This is a genomic window from Pseudomonas siliginis (assembly GCF_019145195.1).
GTDB lineage: Bacteria > Pseudomonadota > Gammaproteobacteria > Pseudomonadales > Pseudomonadaceae > Aquipseudomonas > Aquipseudomonas siliginis.
In genome coordinates, this window is record NZ_JAHSTW010000003.1 from 428,534 (window position 1) to 445,115 (window position 16,582).

General features: G+C 56.7%; 21 protein-coding genes. 18 read left to right on the forward strand and 3 right to left on the reverse strand.

Annotated elements, in window-relative coordinates; translation table 11 throughout:
* Positions 1–41: 41 nt before the first annotated feature.
* Together KVG87_RS09370 and KVG87_RS09375 are read right to left on the reverse strand one after the other, a co-directional pair.
* The gene (locus KVG87_RS09370) at positions 42–2,033 is read right to left on the reverse strand and encodes an ATP-binding protein (protein ID WP_225930832.1); all 1,992 of its coding nucleotides are present in this window, start codon (positions 2,031–2,033) and stop codon (positions 42–44) included.
* Between the two features lie 67 nt (positions 2,034–2,100).
* Positions 2,101–2,967: a S24 family peptidase gene (locus tag KVG87_RS09375; protein WP_217850375.1), complete on the reverse strand. Its 867-nt coding sequence runs from the start codon at positions 2,965–2,967 to the stop codon at positions 2,101–2,103.
* Positions 2,968–3,074: 107 nt separating this feature from the next.
* Here KVG87_RS09375 and KVG87_RS09380 point away from each other — a divergent pair, with 107 nt between their 5' ends.
* From KVG87_RS09380 to KVG87_RS09460, 17 genes are all read left to right on the forward strand, one after another.
* Positions 3,075–3,281: a Cro/CI family transcriptional regulator gene (locus KVG87_RS09380; protein WP_034152713.1), complete on the forward strand. Its 207-nt coding sequence runs from the start codon at positions 3,075–3,077 to the stop codon at positions 3,279–3,281.
* Positions 3,282–3,359: 78 nt separating this feature from the next.
* Positions 3,360–3,785 (forward strand): phage regulatory CII family protein, encoded by a 426-nt coding sequence (locus KVG87_RS09385; protein WP_217850377.1) that lies wholly within the window; start codon positions 3,360–3,362, stop codon positions 3,783–3,785.
* Positions 3,786–3,936: 151 nt separating this feature from the next.
* A complete protein-coding gene (locus KVG87_RS09390) occupies positions 3,937–4,659 on the forward strand; it encodes a Rha family transcriptional regulator (protein ID WP_217850478.1) in 723 nt (240 codons plus the stop codon).
* Between the two features lies 1 nt (position 4,660).
* On the forward strand, positions 4,661–5,632 hold the full coding sequence (locus KVG87_RS09395; protein ID WP_217850380.1) for an SIR2 family protein: 972 nt from the start codon (positions 4,661–4,663) through the stop codon (positions 5,630–5,632).
* On the forward strand, positions 5,619–6,416 hold the full coding sequence (locus tag KVG87_RS09400; protein ID WP_217850381.1) for a hypothetical protein: 798 nt from the start codon (positions 5,619–5,621) through the stop codon (positions 6,414–6,416). The genes KVG87_RS09395 and KVG87_RS09400 overlap by 14 nt, the downstream gene beginning before the upstream one ends.
* Positions 6,413–6,844 (forward strand): hypothetical protein, encoded by a 432-nt coding sequence (locus tag KVG87_RS09405; RefSeq protein ID WP_217850383.1) that lies wholly within the window; start codon positions 6,413–6,415, stop codon positions 6,842–6,844. The genes KVG87_RS09400 and KVG87_RS09405 overlap by 4 nt, the downstream gene beginning before the upstream one ends.
* On the forward strand, positions 6,841–7,311 hold the full coding sequence (locus KVG87_RS09410) for a hypothetical protein (RefSeq protein ID WP_217850385.1): 471 nt from the start codon (positions 6,841–6,843) through the stop codon (positions 7,309–7,311). Before KVG87_RS09405 ends, KVG87_RS09410 begins: the two co-directional genes overlap by 4 nt.
* Positions 7,308–7,910 (forward strand): recombination protein NinG, encoded by a 603-nt coding sequence (locus KVG87_RS09415; RefSeq protein ID WP_217850387.1) that lies wholly within the window; start codon positions 7,308–7,310, stop codon positions 7,908–7,910. Before KVG87_RS09410 ends, KVG87_RS09415 begins: the two co-directional genes overlap by 4 nt.
* Positions 7,907–8,602 (forward strand): hypothetical protein, encoded by a 696-nt coding sequence (locus KVG87_RS09420; RefSeq protein ID WP_217850389.1) that lies wholly within the window; start codon positions 7,907–7,909, stop codon positions 8,600–8,602. The genes KVG87_RS09415 and KVG87_RS09420 overlap by 4 nt, the downstream gene beginning before the upstream one ends.
* Positions 8,603–8,762: 160 nt before the next feature.
* Complete coding sequence (locus KVG87_RS09425) at positions 8,763–8,945, forward strand: hypothetical protein (RefSeq protein ID WP_217850391.1); 183 nt, start codon at positions 8,763–8,765, stop codon at positions 8,943–8,945.
* A 378-nt stretch (positions 8,946–9,323) separates the two neighbouring features.
* Positions 9,324–9,650, forward strand: a complete 327-nt coding sequence (locus KVG87_RS09430; RefSeq protein WP_185757852.1) for a phage holin, lambda family — start codon at positions 9,324–9,326, stop codon at positions 9,648–9,650.
* Positions 9,647–10,033 (forward strand): hypothetical protein, encoded by a 387-nt coding sequence (locus KVG87_RS09435; protein WP_217850393.1) that lies wholly within the window; start codon positions 9,647–9,649, stop codon positions 10,031–10,033. The genes KVG87_RS09430 and KVG87_RS09435 overlap by 4 nt, the downstream gene beginning before the upstream one ends.
* Positions 9,993–10,175, forward strand: a complete 183-nt coding sequence (locus KVG87_RS09440) for a hypothetical protein (protein WP_047297581.1) — start codon at positions 9,993–9,995, stop codon at positions 10,173–10,175. The genes KVG87_RS09435 and KVG87_RS09440 overlap by 41 nt, the downstream gene beginning before the upstream one ends.
* Positions 10,176–10,547: 372 nt before the next feature.
* Positions 10,548–11,147, forward strand: coding sequence for a hypothetical protein (locus tag KVG87_RS09445; protein ID WP_131671980.1), 600 nt, complete (start codon positions 10,548–10,550; stop codon positions 11,145–11,147).
* A gap of 1 nt (position 11,148) precedes the next feature.
* Complete coding sequence (locus KVG87_RS09450) at positions 11,149–12,636, forward strand: terminase large subunit (RefSeq protein WP_217850395.1); 1,488 nt, start codon at positions 11,149–11,151, stop codon at positions 12,634–12,636.
* Positions 12,636–14,099, forward strand: a complete 1,464-nt coding sequence (locus KVG87_RS09455) for a DUF4055 domain-containing protein (protein WP_217850397.1) — start codon at positions 12,636–12,638, stop codon at positions 14,097–14,099. Before KVG87_RS09450 ends, KVG87_RS09455 begins: the two co-directional genes overlap by 1 nt.
* Positions 14,074–15,162, forward strand: a complete 1,089-nt coding sequence (locus tag KVG87_RS09460) for a minor capsid protein (RefSeq protein WP_217850400.1) — start codon at positions 14,074–14,076, stop codon at positions 15,160–15,162. The genes KVG87_RS09455 and KVG87_RS09460 overlap by 26 nt, the downstream gene beginning before the upstream one ends.
* A 10-nt stretch (positions 15,163–15,172) precedes the next feature.
* On the opposite strand, the gene KVG87_RS09465 is transcribed toward KVG87_RS09460, so the two are convergent.
* Entirely contained in the window at positions 15,173–15,727 is a 555-nt protein-coding gene (locus KVG87_RS09465; RefSeq protein ID WP_217850402.1) for a hypothetical protein, read from the reverse strand.
* Positions 15,728–15,867: 140 nt separating this feature from the next.
* On the opposite strand from KVG87_RS09465, the gene KVG87_RS09470 reads away from it, so the two are divergent.
* Complete coding sequence (locus tag KVG87_RS09470; RefSeq protein ID WP_099759319.1) at positions 15,868–16,575, forward strand: hypothetical protein; 708 nt, start codon at positions 15,868–15,870, stop codon at positions 16,573–16,575.
* Positions 16,576–16,582: the final 7 nt, after the last annotated feature.

The window sequence follows — 16,582 nt, forward strand, 5'->3', positions numbered from 1 at the left end:
CATGCACAAAAAAGCCCGCTACGAAGGCGGGCCTGTTCATGTTATTGGGTCGTTTCAGTTTGTAAGCTCTCCACTAACTCTTCTCTAGAGGAAGATGATAAGGAAGCACGCTGTGTTTTCAGTCGTTCCAGCAAGTATTCATTGCTGATATCGAACTCATCGAAAATAGTTGGCCAAGTCTTGATGTAGGTTTTTATTTTGTCGTCGCTTGTGATCAGCCCAGGCTCGCCATATACCTCTGAGGTTTTAAGCCTGCTATGGATCGAGTAAGCTTCTTTCGAAATATTTCGTCCCACCAAAATCAATTCAAATTTGGTGAGGTCGCTATTAAATTCAGGATAGTGACTCAGGATCGACGCGTATTCATCAAGCTGCTGCAGGTGCTTATTTTTGAGTGATACACCTGGTCTTTTTATCTCGACTATTACGCAGCGAAAGAATTTGCGTCCGCGGGCGTCAAGTTGTAGTTTTTTTCTAATCAGAAGTAAATCTACTTGTCGATTCGCGCCGTCAATTGTCACGTCGCTCGATAAGTCTTCAATCTCGATTTCATTTATGTTTTTTATTTTGGATCGTAGGTTTTTCGCTGTGGTAGTGAATGTTGCCTCTTCTGCTCCGAGGATTTCGTAAGCAGGACCGAAAAGCCATGTATTGTTTTCAATTATTTTTTGTAAGTCTGGAGTCTCTAAAACATCCTTGTAGTGAATGTTCATGATCTCCTTTAGTTGGCATATTGCAAGTTCCCGGTTCTGCAGTAACTCAATTGTTTGAATAATATTATCGAGCTTGGTCTTTTTTAATTGGCTTGCAAGTTGAGTCATGGCTGCGGCATCCAGATTAAGTACACTTTCGAGTACGTCAAATATGCCGCTATTTTCGTTTGAAACTGATAGTCTGTCTAATAATCTTATAATCAGTCGGCGCTGTGTTTTATTACCGCCAACAAATAGCTTAGGCTCTCTAACTAATACGGCTTTAACAATTTCTTTAACGTGGGACAATCGCCATTTGGATTCGGCGTGATCAAGACCTTCGTAATCTGGGAAATCACCGGCCTTTTCAAACGCATCTATTTGTTCCTGCGCCTTACTGACTAAAAAATCCGCGTAGCTATGCCTGAGAAATGCATTCAAGTCTCGTATTAGCATTCTGAAATCTTCAGTCGCCAAGAAAGAGGTAAATGGTTCGGATAGCATGCCGTCGTCTTTGACGTAGCGCTCGAGGAACGGTGACTTTATGAATACCGAGGTGTAATAGTCTCTTTTTTTGTTTAGACTGCTGTACTGTTTATAAATTGTCTTCAGCTTGCTTGAGATGAAGTATAAATAAGATTTCTCCGCCCCGGGCTTCTCGTCCCATTGGACTAAATCTACGTCAAATATCGCAGAGTTGGTTTTAATGGCTACGGAAGTCTTCGTGTGCGATAGTGGTAATATTTTGATGCCGTTAATGGTGATCGTTTTTTCCGGCATCAATACAAGGTGTGGGCCGAATTCTTTGCTGAATTCACTGATTAGAAAGCTATCGGTAGGAAGATTCTTATCAAAATTTGTTAAACTAACACATGTGCCCGATTCGGCCCGAGATAACAGAGTATGCTGCTCGTGTTGCTGAATTGTTTTACCATCTACTGCACTTAGGTTGCTGCTCAAAACTACAATTCGCGCATCGATACCTTCAAATCGAGTAAACCATTTCGCAGTATGGCAAATTTTGTGAAAAGCCAGCCTGCCGCGCCCTTGTGATCCATGAGAGTCAAACGAATCTTTTTTGAGGGAGTCGTTAAATCTACGGAAGTTTTCGTCAGGTTTCTCAATGTTGATGCCAGTTCCATTATCGAGAATGGTAACAGAAACAGTCCCCCCTGTTTCGGTGCTCTCTATCTCTATCTGAACGGTTGTTGCTCCAGCGTCAAGGCCGTTCCAGACCAACTCAGCAAGTGCATGCCAAGGCTCAACATTCTTAAAGTGCTTCGTGATGCCGCTGTGTGTAATGGTATTCGATCCAGAAAAGTCTCGAGCGACAAAGTCCATAGTCAATTCATCATCCTCAGCGTTTGCGCGCCCATCGCGCAGGTAGGTTACAGCATCATCTCTGCATTCAAACTAATTGAGCATTCCAGACCAATAATACTCTTGCCTGTATGAAAGTTTCATCCGATCTAATCGTTTGTGGCGGGTGACGATCGTTGTCGGAAATCATCTTGATCTGATCGCCGCCTATCCACTGAAGCCGCTTGATGTAGAGATGACCTTCCCACGAAAACATATAGATCCCATCGCCTACGAATTCTCGAATGCTGATGTCGACCAGCAACGGATCACGATGCTTGATCGTCGGTGCCATAGACTGGCCCCAACCGGTCACCATCTTCAGGTGGAAATGCTCTTTGAACTCGACTCCCATCTCCCGCAAATGCTTGGGGCTTACTCGAACATCCTGCAGCATCTCTGGATAGTCGTGCGGGATCTGGCCGCCGCCCATGGCTGCGCGGACGTCGTAGTGCGCGATCCATACCTCATCACCCATAACGCCTGGCCGGTAGTAGTCAATCTCGATAGCGCCGCCAGCATCGTCTGCTTCAGCGGCTGCCATCAATCTTTGTCTGGCTGTGTCAGTAAGCCCTTTGCCCTGGTTATCGAGCATCTGGCGGACCATATCAGCAGCGGAAAGCGTCGAAGTCGATGGCGCTTCGGCGACGCTCGTCAGCCCGCTGATCTCGCGCGCAAGTCGCTTACTGAAGCGCTCGACTGGAACGCCGAGCAGGCGCGATAGAACCGCCGCGAACTTGGCGTTCAGAGGATTCGTTCCGTTCAGGTACATCGCTACCGCAGCGGCCGATATATCAGCCTCCGCCGCAAGACTCGCCTGGGTCAATCCGAGTGCGTTCTTTTTGGACACGAAAAGCGCCTTGGCGGCGTCACACTCAGCTTTCAGTTCTGGGGACAGCTCTTTCTTTCTGCTCATCCGTGAAATTTAACCGTTGGTTAATTTTATTGCGGCAACCGCCGGTATTGCTTGAAAACTAACCGGCGGTTAATATTGGGTCTGACAAAGTTTGCTGAGGCAACGACATGAAGAAGACGCCACTGCCAGAACTGGTTGAGCGAATTGGTCAGTCCGCTGTCGCCAAGGGCCTTGGCGTCAGCGCTCCAGCCATTTCAAAAGCTTTGAAGGCGGCCAGGGAAATCCTAGTCATTGAACATGAGGACGGAAAGCTGACAGCGGAGGAGGTTCGTCCATTTCCGTGCCAGCTGCCGGTTCAGAAAACTGCCGCCTGACATCGAGTCCGCCGTTCCTAGAGCAAATGATCGCGCCGCTGGTGGCGCAAAGCCACGTAACAATTTTCGAGGTGTGACATGCAGGAGTTGATGAGAGCGATCTACGACGTGGTTGACGACCATGGCACCAAAAAAATCGCCGAGGGCGCGGACTTTAAATCTCGGACGCTTCTTTCCCAGAAGGCAAACCCGGACTACGACACCCACCGCATGAACGTGGAAGAGCTGCACCGGATCATGAAGTTTACCCAAGACTTCCGCCCGCTAAAGGCTTGGGCGGAGGCGTTCGGTTTCGACCTGGTCCCGAAGGAGCGGCCGGAAGGAATCAACCTAAACGCCGCTCTGCTGCGACTGCATGCCGATCTTGCTGACGTTACCCGGCTTGCGTTCGACGCACAGGCTGACGGTCGAGTCTGCTCGCTCGAGAAAACTAGCCTGCTCAAGGAGGCTGAGGAAGTGATCGTCAGCTTGGAATTGTTCAAGCAGTCCGTGAAGGCAGCCTGAATTTCAGACACAAAAAAGCCGACGTACGAGGTCGGCTTTTTCAATAGCGGTAAAACAAGTGGAGCTGATTATGCACGCACACTCACAACAGGACAATACCGGACATGTCGCGACACGTTTTGCAGATTCTGAAAACGTGTCGCGTACCGTTATGTCCTCTCGCGAAATCGCCAACGTCACCGGTAAACGGCACGACAATGTAAAACGCGACATCTTGGCAATGCTCAAAGACCTGAAAGTAGATGCACTCAATTTTGAGGACATCTACCTCGACGGACGCAACCGTGAGCAAGTCCAGTACATGCTTGATCGCGAGCACACCGATTGCCTGCTCACCGGTTACAGCGCCCCGATGCGCATGAAGGTGATTAGCCGGTGGCGCGAGCTTGAACAGCAGCAGGGCGCCCGCGAGCAGGTTCTGCTCAATGGCACCAAGGTCGTCGGCGAGATCGCCATTATGGAGTGCTACACGCGCCTGCTGAAGCCCGCGCCATCTTGCCAGATGGCCATGCTCACCAAGATCGCCCAGAACAACGGGCTCGATCCGATATTTCTCCCAAGCTACGCCGTCGACTCTGCACCTGATGCCGCCGGCGGCTCTTCGATGCCCACCAAGTCGGCCACGGCCTTGCTGAAAGACAACAGCATCCGCGTTGCGCCCGCAGCATTCAACCGCGCGCTGGCCGTCAAGGGCTTCCTCAAGCAACTCCAGCGCAAAAACTCCAAGCAGGAAATGGTCGACTTCTGGTCGGTGACCGAGAAGGGTCTAGCCTACGGCAAAAACCTCACCAGCCCTCAATCCCCACGCGAGACACAGCCTCACTGGTACGTGGACCGCTTCCTCGAACTGGCCAAATTGGTCGGGAAGGCCTGATATGCAATTCACCATCACGATCAATCAGGTGAAGGCGTTGGAGTGGGGGCTGAATTCTCAGCAGGCCCTGCTGTTTGCCTTCGTCTATGGCTGTCCGAGCTGGACAAAGCCAATCAAGACTGACGACGGGATCTTCTTCGCGCTGAGCAAGGCCAAGATCATCGAGGAGCTGCCGCTGCTCACTGACAAACCAGACACTGCTTACCGCATGTTGAAGGCCCTGGAAGAAGCCGGTCTTATTGAGCTTTCCAGCACTTCGAACATCACACTGTTCCGCCTGACCGAGAAGGCGATCGAGTGGAACCAGAAGCTCGACGGGTCGGAAAAATATCCGACCCCACCAAATAACGAAGGTCGGAAAAAAATCCGATCTACCTCGGAAAAAAATCCGAGCAAGGTCGGAGAAAAATCCGAACAAGGGTCGGAAAAATCTCCGACAAATCAGGATACCAATCATCAGGGTACCAATCAGGATACCAGTCAGGACTTGCAAGGCAGCCCGGACAAGCCGGCCCGCAATCTGGTTCTCGTGGTCGATCGCACCGATGCCCCGCGGGTTGAGATTCCCGCTGACATGCCTGGCCCAAAAGACCAGTCCTGCAAAACCTACAAGGTGTGGGCGAACTACGCCATGGCCTACCGCAAGCGCTACAGCACTTGGCCTGTGTGGAACGCCAAGGTAGGTGGCCAGCTCGGTCAACTTGTCGACCGCCTCGGCGCCGATGTCGCTCATCACGTCGCGGCTCACTTCCTGAAAACCAGCGATGCCGCTGTGCTCCGAAAGTGCCACAGCCTCAACGAGCTGCTGGCCAATGCCGAGAGCTACCACACCCAGTGGGTGACCGGGCAGCGCATCAACGGAACAACCGCGCGCCAGATGGAACGCACCGAAGCGAACGTTTCCGCCGCCGAGCAGGCCGCGCAAATGGTCTTGGCCAAGCGCCAAGCAGGGGAGCGCAATGAATACCTTTGAAATGAACGACCAGCAGGTTGCCGGGCTTGCTGCAGCGATCTGCGCCACCGCTGAGGCCATGGGTCAGGAAATGAACCCAGGCACCGCGGCGATCATGGCCGAAGATCTCTGTGCCTACCCAGTACCGGTTGTGAAGGCCGCTCTGAAGGCCTGTCGCTTTGAGGTGAAGGGCAAGTTGGCAATGGCTGACATTCTTCAGCGGGTTCAGATTGCCGACGGCCGGCCGGGAAAGGACGAGGCCTGGGCGATCGCGATGACCACCAACGATGAATTCGAAACCGTGGTGCTGACGGACGAAATTCAGCTCGCGCTGGCAGCCGCGAAACCTGTCCTCGATGCCGGCGACAAGGTCGGTGCGCGCATGGCATTCAACAGTGCTTACGAGCGTCTGGTGGGGCAGGCCCGGGAGGACAGCAAGGAAGTGAACTGGCATGTGTCGGTCGGCTTCGACGCCAACCGCCGCACACAGGCGATCGCCAAGGCCGTGCAGATGCAGCGAATCCCTCAGGAGCGCGCTCAGCAGTACCTGGCCGACTTGAGTGTCGTGCCGGTCACTGAAGACGGTCGGGCCGTCGTTGCGCTGCTCACCGGTGAGGTTGCAAGGCCGTCGCCAAAGCTACGCGAGAGGCTCGCCGCGGTGAAGGATTCGATGCTTTCCATGCGCCAAGCATCAGCCGAGGAAAAAACAGAAATGCGAATTCAGGCAGCCAATGAGCTGGCGGATCGCCGGGCGCTGCTCATTCAGCAGGCCGAACAATTGGAAGCAAGGAGTGCGGCTCAATGAGTATCGATAAACAAAAACTCCAGAAGCTGCTGTGGGCAGAAGCCGCGTCGTACCGTGCCGACTGTGCAGACTGGAAGCGCAACACCGAGGCTCTGCAGGACTTCCTCGGGGAAAAGACCGTGGAGGAGGTGGCGCTGGAGCTGCTGGCCGAGAACAACCGGCTTGGGCAAATCGAGTACGCATTTTCGGAGTGGATCGAGAAAACCGATTGGGTGCAGTCCACCGTGCAAGCGTCCGAACTTGGCCGCCATCGCGCGGATGTGCTGCGCACACGGATCGACCAGTTCAAGGCCGAGAACGAGGCGCTGCGCAAAGCCATCGCCGACGTCGACGGCGCGCTGGAGCGTGAATACTGGAGCGAGTACGCCGGGCTTGAAGAAGCTCGCTCCATCCTTGACGCGGCCATTGGCAAGGCGGCTCAGGCATGACTGACAAGATCAGCGTTAACTGCCAGGCCAAGCTCTCCGAAGCCATCACACGGCTCAGCGCCATGTTCCGCGACAAGAAGTTCGTCGTGGTATCGCTGCGCCCGGGCAAGGACCGCACGCTAGACCAGAACCGGCTGTGGTTCGCAATGTACAAGCGCATCGCGGAAATGACCCAGATCGGTGATGAGGCTGAAGCCCGGCGCTACTGCAAGCTGCACATCGGCGTGCAGATCCTTCTGAACGAGGATGCCGGGTTTCAGGCTGAGTGGTACCGGGTGATGCGTCATCTGCCATACGAAACGAAGCTGGACATGATGGGCGAGTGCCATTTGTTCGGGCCGGACGGCTTCCCGGTGACCAGTCTGTTCAATCGTTCCCAGGGCATTGCCTACACCGATCGCATTGTCGCGCGCTTCGCACCGCAGGGCGTGTACTTCGATGATTTGCTGAGCCAGGAGGCCGCATGACGATTGAACGGAAGCTGCCCAAACCGAAGAAGTGCCGAGTCGCTACTTGCAGGGCCTCATTCGTCCCGTCGCGGATGGGGCAGGCGGTTTGCAGTCCGGCCTGCGCGGCCATTGATGCACCGCGCCACATGGAGAAAGCACGGAAGGCCATCGCCCAGCGCGACCGCCGTGAGATCCAGGTGCGCAAGGACAAACTGAAGAGCAGGGCGGATCACCTGCGAGAAGCACAGGCCGCCGTGAACGAGTACGTCCGCCTACGTGACGCGCACCTGCCGTGCATCAGCTGCGACTCGATGCCGAACGACAACGACCTGATGACGGGCAGCCGCTGGGACGCCGGCCACTACCGATCCGTCGGCGCCTGTCCGGAGCTGCGCTTAGAGCCGCTGAATATTCACCGCCAGTGCGTGAAGTGCAACCGCGACCTGTCCGGTAACGCGGTCGAGTACCGCATCCGGTTGGTGCAGCGCATCGGCGCCGAAACCGTGGCATGGCTTGAAGGGCCTCATGAGCCCTGCAAGTACACCGTCGAAGAAATCAAAACCATCAAGGCCGAATACCGGGCCAAGACCCGCGAACTGAAGAGGGCTGCAGCATGATCTATCCAAGTGTTCTGAACGCAGTTGTCTCGGCCCTCGCGGCTGAGGCGATCGACAACACCAGCAAGCAGGCGTGGCAGAAGCTGTACAACTCGGCCGACGAGGATGAGGGCGGCGATCTGGCGACTCTGGTCCGTTCCCGTGGTGCCGACAGCATCGACCGCACTCAGGTTGATTGCTGGGTATCCGCGCGGCTGCACAGCGCACTCGAGCAGAAGCATTGGGATGCGCTGGTGGCGAAGTACAGCACCCACAAGGGACGCAAGGTGCAAGCCATTGCGGCAATGCAGGCACAGATCAACACGCCGGCGCCGAAGCTGTTCCTGTTCAAGGCGACCACTGCCTGGGCTATCCCGCAGCTGAAGGGCGCGCGACCGAAGGTGGCGACGTCCGTATCCGTCGAGATCCCGATCGATGCGCCAGAGTGGCGTCGTGAGGCTGTGGTGAAGGCTGCGCTGGCGGCCGGCCAGGCGAAGGTCAAGCGTGACAGCTCCCGATCGGCCGACATGATCGTGCTCAAGGACAGCTTTTACGACATGAACACCTGGGACAACGACGGCACGCCGGAGTCAACTCGCCGCCGATGGCGTCAGGATATCGGCAAGGCTGCTGATGACCTGGTGAACAAGGCTTTGGCACATGCCGCAGACATTCTCGGAGGCGAAGGTTTGCTGATCGAACAAGCGGCGTGATTGCCTGTTGACATCAGTGAGCGAATGAGCGAAATTAATCCCATTGTGTCATCCCTGCGCGTATCGAGGATTGACAAAATGGCTTCGGGGGGCGGACGGTTCGATTCCGGCAGCTCTACCAGCTACCCAGATGACATTGCTGTTTGTACTGGCGGTCTTCATGGCCGTGCTTTCCGTTACACCAGAAGTGCTGACCACGACAGTTTTTTCGTTCGTGGATGAGGGTAGTAAGATGACTGAGATCACCGACATCGCTGGAATGTTGTTCAAGCCTGTTGCAATTGTGATATCTGCCATCTGGTGTAGCTGCATCGCTGCTGGCGCAGTTCCCCACTCCATCTGAGGCTTCGGCCTCGACTAAACCCGGCCCTTGCGCCGGGTTTTTTTATGCCTCGAATTTCCCTGTAGCCAGGACAGCCCTCGGGAAGGCCTGGACGTCGATAGCCGGATAGTGCGACGCACGGATCAACGCCGGCAGCCCGCGCACTCTGACCTCACAATGCTTTCAGGGTGGCGCGAGACAGGAACAGCGAGATCGATGCAAAGGGGCGTCGACGCTGGGATGGTCTTTGGCCGACAGCTCGGAAAGACGAGCGCACCTATTCAGGGCCTCTGCATTCGCAGGGGCTTTTTTCGTTTTCGGCTCCCCACACCCATTGCCCCGAGCTGGGAGTGCAGCGGACGCCGGATTTATTCACTCCCCGAGGGGGAGGACAGTCGGATGTCCAAGATGCCTGAGAAAAATCCTGACTTCTGGGCGCAGGTCTGGCTCGTCCTCAGTACCCCGCTTTGGCAGGGTGCAATCATGGCGTCCACGGTCTCGCTATTGCGCGTTCTTTACGAAGGCAAAGAGGCCAACAAGTGGCGCGTGATTCTTGAGGCGATGATCTGCGGATCGTTGAGCCTTTCTGCCAGTAGCGTCATTGAGTGGATGGCCTGGCCATCAAGTCTTTCGGTTGCGGCCGGCGGCACTATCGGTTTCATCGGTGTTACCGCGATTCGGGAGCTGATCATCAAGTTCCTCGGACGCAAGGCGGACTCAGCATGAAAGCGATAGCTACAGCGTTCATCATCGCCTTGGTTGGCATCTTGTTGGTCGGCATTCAGCAGTACCGCGTCATCGCCCTGCGTGGCGAGGTGCAGGTTGAGACCAAGAGCAAGAATGAGGCTCTCGCCGCCAACCTCGAAAGCCAGGCCACGATCACCACCCTACGAGCCGAAGCCCAGCGCAACGCCGATTACCAGAAAGACCTGAACAAGCGGTTACAGGCCAGCCAAGCCAAAGCCAGAAAGGCGGAGAAGAACTTTGAAGAACTCAAACGCAACAGCAAGCCTGTTCGTGATTGGGCTGCTCAGCCTCTGCCTGACGGCCTGCGCGGGAAAGCCGCCACTGGTAACAAAGACAGCGGCGGTAAGAGTCGAGCCCCCTGAACTGGTGCCATGTGAGCGGGTAGCTGATGAAGACCTCGCCGACAACGGCCAGCTGTGGGAACTGAAGAACCAAGCCATCAACCTGCTCGACACTTGTGCAGACCAGGTCGACGCGCAGATCAAGCGCAGTCAGAGCAAGTAGGTCGCGACACGTTTCGCGGGAGTGCAAATTGTGTCGCGACACTGGAGAAGGGCATGACCGGAAAGATTCTCGAGTTCAAGCCGCAGGAGGCGCCGCATTCGGCCGGCGAGGCCATCTGCTCGAACTGTAAGCATGAGTGGGTAGCTGTAGCGCCCGCTGGATGTCGCAATCTCGAATGCCCGTCCTGCAGCTCTCACCGTGGAGTGTTCAAGCGGCCGTATGGCCCGAGCAAGGGAGAGGAGGGCTACCAGTGCAACTGTGGCTCCGACGACTTCTTCATCATGCGTCGTGGAACCCAAGCGAACGGCGCTGTGTTCTGCCGAGGCTGTGGCACAGAGGCCACTGGCTGGTTCCAATAATCAAGGATTCCCCATGACAACCAAGCAACCCGACTGGGAGGCGATAGAACGAGCCTACCGGGCGGGTTCGCTTTCCATCAGAACAATCGCTGAGCGCCAAGGCGTGAGCGATACCGCTATCAGGAAGAAGGCCAAAGCCCTTGGATGGGCGAGAGACCTTTCTGACCAGGTGCGCAAAGAGGTTCGCAGCAAGCTGGTTCGCGGAGAGGTTCGCAACGACCAAGGCGCGAACTGCGAACTGGACGCTGAGATCATCGAAGAGGCCGCTGAGGAAGGCGCCCGGGTGGTTCGCAGCCACCGGCGAGACATTCGCAAGGCGACGAATCTTGCGAACCTCCTGATGGACGATCTGCTGTCGACCATCCAGCGCCGCGAAGAGATCGAAGAAGACATCGAGGCCGAGACCTCCGAAGACAACAACGGTATGCGCCGAGCCTCAATGCTCGCCGCCGTCTCGCTGCCCAGCAATTCCAAAACACTGTTCCAGCTTTCCTCTGCAATGAAGAACCTGCAGGTTCTGGAGCGTCAGGCATACAGCCTGGACGAGAAGGAGAAGACGGACGAAGCCGACGAACTCTCGAAGATGATGGACGAACTATCGAAGGACGCCTGACATGAAGCCCGAGCACATGAAGCTGCTCCGGGATAAGCGTTGGCGGTTGAACAATCTCTACTTCATCACCGACAAGCAGGGCAAGAAAGTCCGCTTCCGGATGACGGACGAGCAGATTGAATACTTCGATGGGATGCACACCCGCAACATCATCCTGAAGGCCCGGCAGCTCGGCTTCACCACTGAATGCTGCATCATCCAGCTGGACGCCGCACTGTTCGAGTCGGCCAAGTGCGCGCTGATCGCCCACACCCTGAACGACGCCAAGCGCCTGTTCCGGGAGAAGGTCAAATATGCCTACGACAACCTGCCTAAAGAGATACGCGCCGCCAATCCTGCTTCTAACGATGCTGCTGGTGAGCTTGTGTTCAGCAAAGGCGGATCGCTCTACGTGTCCACGTCCTTCCGGGGCGGGACTCTACGGTATCTGCACGTATCCGAGTTCGGGAAGATCTGCGCCAAGTTTCCGCACAAGGCCAGAGAGATCGTCACCGGCGCCTTCGAGGCTGTCGCCATCGATTGCTTCGTCACGATTGAATCGACGGCGGAGGGGCGGGCGGGCTACTTCTTCGACTACTCGCAGAGCGCAGAGAAGCAACTCCTATCCGGCACGCCGCTCGGCAAGCTGGACTGGAAGTTCTTCTTCTTCAGCTGGTGGAAGAACAAGGCCTACTGGCTCGATCCGGCCGATGCGATCATCCCGCAGCGCCTGACCGACTACTTCAACGAACTGTTCGCCAAGCATGGCATCGACACGAACCCGGGACAGCGCGCCTGGTACGCCGCCAAGGAGAAGACCCTCGGCGACGACATGAAGCGGGAATACCCGTCGATTCCGGCCGAAGCATTCCAGCAGTCGATCGAGGGCGCCTACTACGCCCAGCAGTTCACCAAGCTGTATGCCGCTCAGCGAATCGGCTCGCTGCCAGACAACAGTCACCTGCCGGTGATGACCTTCTGGGACATCGGCGTCGGCGATTCCACGGCCATCTGGTTTGTGCGTCAGGTCGGCGAGCAATACCACGTCATCGATTACTACGAGAACTCAGGCGAAGGCCTGCGGCATTACATGAAGGTGCTCAAGGACAAGGGATACACCTACTCCGAGCATTGGGGCCCGCACGATATCGACAACCGCGAGTTTGGCAGCGATGCCAAGACCCGCCGCGAGCTGGCCCGTGAGGGCTACGACATCGACGGGCAGAAGTACTGCATGACGTTCCAGGTCGTTCCCAAGCTCGGCGTCAACGACGGCATTGAGCAGGCTCGCGAGATCCTGCCCAAGTGCGCCTTCGATGAGTCGAAATGCGAGGAAGGCATCGCGTGCCTTGAGAACTATCGCAAGGAGTGGGACGACAAGCGCGGCTGCTGGAAAGACAAGCCCCTGCACGACTGGACGTCTCACGGCTCCGACGCCCTCCGGTACTTCGCTGTCGCCAAGAGCGCAAGGAAGCCGGTCAAATCAATCAAAATGGGATTCGCACGCTAATGGCAGACGTCACCTATACCCGCCCGGAATACGACGCGGCACAGTCCCGTTGGCGGCTGGTGCGCGACGTGTGCAAGGGATCCGAGACTGTAAAGGCTCGCGGCGATGTGTATTTGCCGAAGCCCAACCATCACGACACCAGCCGTGAAAACGTCGAGCGGTACAAGTCCTACAAGCAGCGGGCAGTGTTCTACAACGCTACGGGGCGTACGAAACACAGCTTGGTCGGCGCGGTGTTCCGCACTTGGCCAACCCTCACTGTCCCCGGCGCACTCGATTACGTGTCTACGGATATCGACGGGCAGGGCGTAAGCGTTTACCAACAGTCTCAATCGGTCATTGGGCACCTGCTCGAAGTTGGCCGACACGGCTTGCTGGTGGACTACGCCGCGGTGCAGGCCGGTACCGTGAGCAAGGCGGACGAGCAGGCGGGTCGCGCTCGCGCGAGTGTTGCGAGCTACCCGGCTGAGTCGATCAGGAACTGGAAGACTCGTAAGGTCGGCGGTCAGCATCTGCTGAGCCTGGTTGTGCTGCAAGAATCCGTAGATGTCGACACCGATGACGGCTTCGGCAGCGAAAAGGTGACCCAATACCGAGTGCTGCGCCTGGACGAGGCCGGCGTTTACACCCAAGAGGTGTGGGAAGAGGGAGCAAGCCAGACGGCTATGATTATCCCGCCATTCACCCCCTTGAGTGGCGCGGGCCAGCCTTGGCGGATCATCCCGTTCCACTTCCTTGGCAGCGAAAACAACGACACCAGCATCGACGACGCCCCGCTGTACGACATGGCGGTGCTGAACATTGGTCACTACTGCAACAGCGCGGACTATGAGGACTCTGTCTGGTTCTCTGGTCAGCCGCAGTTCTGGATCTCCGGACTGGACGAAGCATGGCGCGACCATCTTGAAGCGAATGGCATCTATGTGGGGTCCAGGGCGCCGCTGACGCTTCCTGCCAATGGCTCATGCGGGTTTGCTCAGCCTGAGCCGAATACGCTTGTGAAGGAAGCCATGGACGCTAAGAAGCAGGACATGGTGTCGCTCGGCGCCCGACTGATCGAGCGAGGTAGCGCGGTGAAGACCGCCACCCAGGCCGACAACGATAGCGCCGCCGAACACAGCGTTCTGTCGCTGGTGGTCAGCAACGTCAGCGAGGCCTACAGCCAGTGCCTGGAATGGATGGCTGAATTCGTGAATGCATCCGGCGAAGTGGTCTACAAACTCAACCAAGACTTCAGCCAGATCACTCTGGACGCGACGATCTTGGCGGCGCTGTTCAACGCAGTGCAGGGCGGGAAACTGCCGGAGGGCGACTTCTGGCAGTACCTGCGGGATCGAGGCGTGATCAACCCAGAGAAGACGGACGATGAAATTCGGGGTGAACTCGAAGCACAAAGCACCGGGCCGGATCTGGATGACGACGACGAGGCAAATCTAAATGGCGGCAAACCAAGCGATCCTTGATGCCACGATTCGGCACGCCGTCTTCCTTGAGCAACTGAAGTCGGGGGAGGTGGCGAAGTTCGCCCCCTTCCTGAAGGAGATCGACCGCTCGATTCGTGAGCGGCTGACCCGGGCGGACCTGACGGACTACACCGTCGCCCGCTTGGAGCGGCTGCTGAGCGAGGTCGACAGCCTGCTGCTGGGCATCTTCGACCGGTACAGCGAAAAGCTGAACTTCGAGCTGGTGGATATCGCCAACTACGAGGCCGAGTTTGAGGCAACTAGCCTGACCCGGGCGGCACCGATTGGCGTCTCGTTCGATGCTGCGGTGCCAGGTGCTGCGGCAATCAGGGCAGCAATCCTGACAAGCCCACTCAGCGTGCGCGGTGCGGACGGCGGCAAGCTGCTCAAGTCGTTCATTGATGGCTTCACCGCCACGGAGCGGCAACGCCTCACAGGCGCAATCAGGCAGGGCTTCTTCGAAGGCCAAACCAACTTCCAGATCATCAAAAACATTCGCGGCACCAAGGCGCTGAAGTACAACGACGGCGTCCTGGCCACGACCAACCGGAATGCCGGTTCGATCGTGCGGACGGCGGTGCAGCACGTCGCTACCCAGGCGCGCATGGAGACGCTGAAAGCGAACTCTGATGTCGTGCCGTCGGTGGAGTGGGTCAGCACCCTGGATTCGAAGACTACCAGCCAGTGCCGGACGCTCGACAAGCGCCGTTTCAAGCTGACCGAAGGGCCGCGGCCGCCGATCCACATCAACTGCCGCTCGACGGTGGTGGCGGTGACTCGCTTCAGCGCGATGTTCGCCAAGGACGCCACTCGGGCATCCATCGGCGACGGCGGTGCCCAGCAGGTGAGGGCAGACCTCACCTACTACGACTGGCTCAAGCAACAACCGGCAGCGTTTCAGGACAAGGCCATCGGCCCGGTCCGCGCCAAGCTGTTCCGCGAAGGCGGCCTGAGCATCGAACGATTCTCCGAGCTGCAGCTTGATCGTAACTTTTCACCTCTGACCCTTTTGCAGATGAAGGTTCTTGAGCCGCTGGCGTTTGAGCGAGCTGGACTGAATTGAGTGTGCGAAATTAAAGGATCCCGAGATAGCGACGAAGCCCTATCCACATCTTGCTAACGCCGAGGCGTTCTTCTGCGTCTTTTGGATTTTTGTAGGTGTCGAGTGGGTCAACCTTATGTTCCGGCCAGCTTGCGAAGGCATGGATGATAATTGCAGTAACTTTTGGGATTTGGTCAAAAAACGTCGTTCTGTCGGACCCTGAATAAAACTCAGGCTGACACCTTTCAAGGGGCGCGAGCGCCAGATAAAACTGGTGCCTCCAGTGCTCCTCATGGCCTTCAAGTTCTTCAAGGGCCACTTTGTCACGGATGCGCAACTTTGCTCTTTTGTAATCCTCAATCAACCTCGCTGCTGTTAGCCATGCAAGTCGATTTGGTTTGGGTGGGATGTCGCGAGTATCGCCAACAAGGGATTCGTACGCACGTTCAAGTGTCTTGACTGCAAAGGGTAATAAGCGGTCATCGCGCCTTTCATTGACACTTTTCCGAATAGTCAAAAAAGCAAAACCAGCTGACATGGCGCCAGCAAATGCTGCCGCTACGTTTGCCCAATCTCCGATTGTCATTACTTCGTCCTCAACCCAAATCATCAAATAAGGCGGCTGCCATCGCGCAAGCGCTCATTTGACTACGGCGACCGTTCGGGCGTCGAGCATCTCTATCACTCGCAGGCAGGGCCTGCACCTACGTCTCTGGGAGACAACCAATGCTGAAATTCCAACTGGATACCCTGGAAGGGGTAGATGAAGCCGTGCGCGCTCTTTACACCGAGAAGGACGGCAAGTTCGTACTCGGCATTGAAGGTCTGCCGCAGCAAGAAGATGTATCCGGCCTGAAGGCCAAGGTTGATGAGCTGCTCGGCGAGAAGAAAGCCGCAGAGAAGAAGGCACGCGAAGCTGAAGATGCAGCGCGCCTTGAGCGTGAAGAAGCCGCTCGCAAGTCCGGCAACGTTGAAGAGCTCGAACGCTCCTGGACTGAAAAATTTACCCGCCGCGAAGCTGAGCTGAACGGCATGCTGGAGCAGGAGCGTGGAACGCTGAGCGGGCAGATCCGGGATCTGACTGTCGGTCGTACCGCTACTGACATCGCCTCTGCACTTGCAGTGCAAGGCAGTGCAAAAGCCCTGTTGCCGCACATCGAGCGCCGTCTGAGCGTCGAGCAGCGCGACGGGAAGCCTGTTGTGGTTGTCCTCGACGCACAGGGCAAGCTCTCGGCGGCAACGCTGGATGAGCTGAAAGCAGAAATCGCGAACGACGCGGCGTTCGCCCCGCTGATCGCGGGCAGTAAAGCATCGGGCGGCGGGGCCGGCGGTGCAGGTGGTGGGGGCGGGGCCCCGAAAGGAAAAATCGGCGGTACCAAAGAGGAACGCACGGCTGCAATCGCAAGCCGGTTCCCAGATCTCCCTCAATCGTAAGGAAATA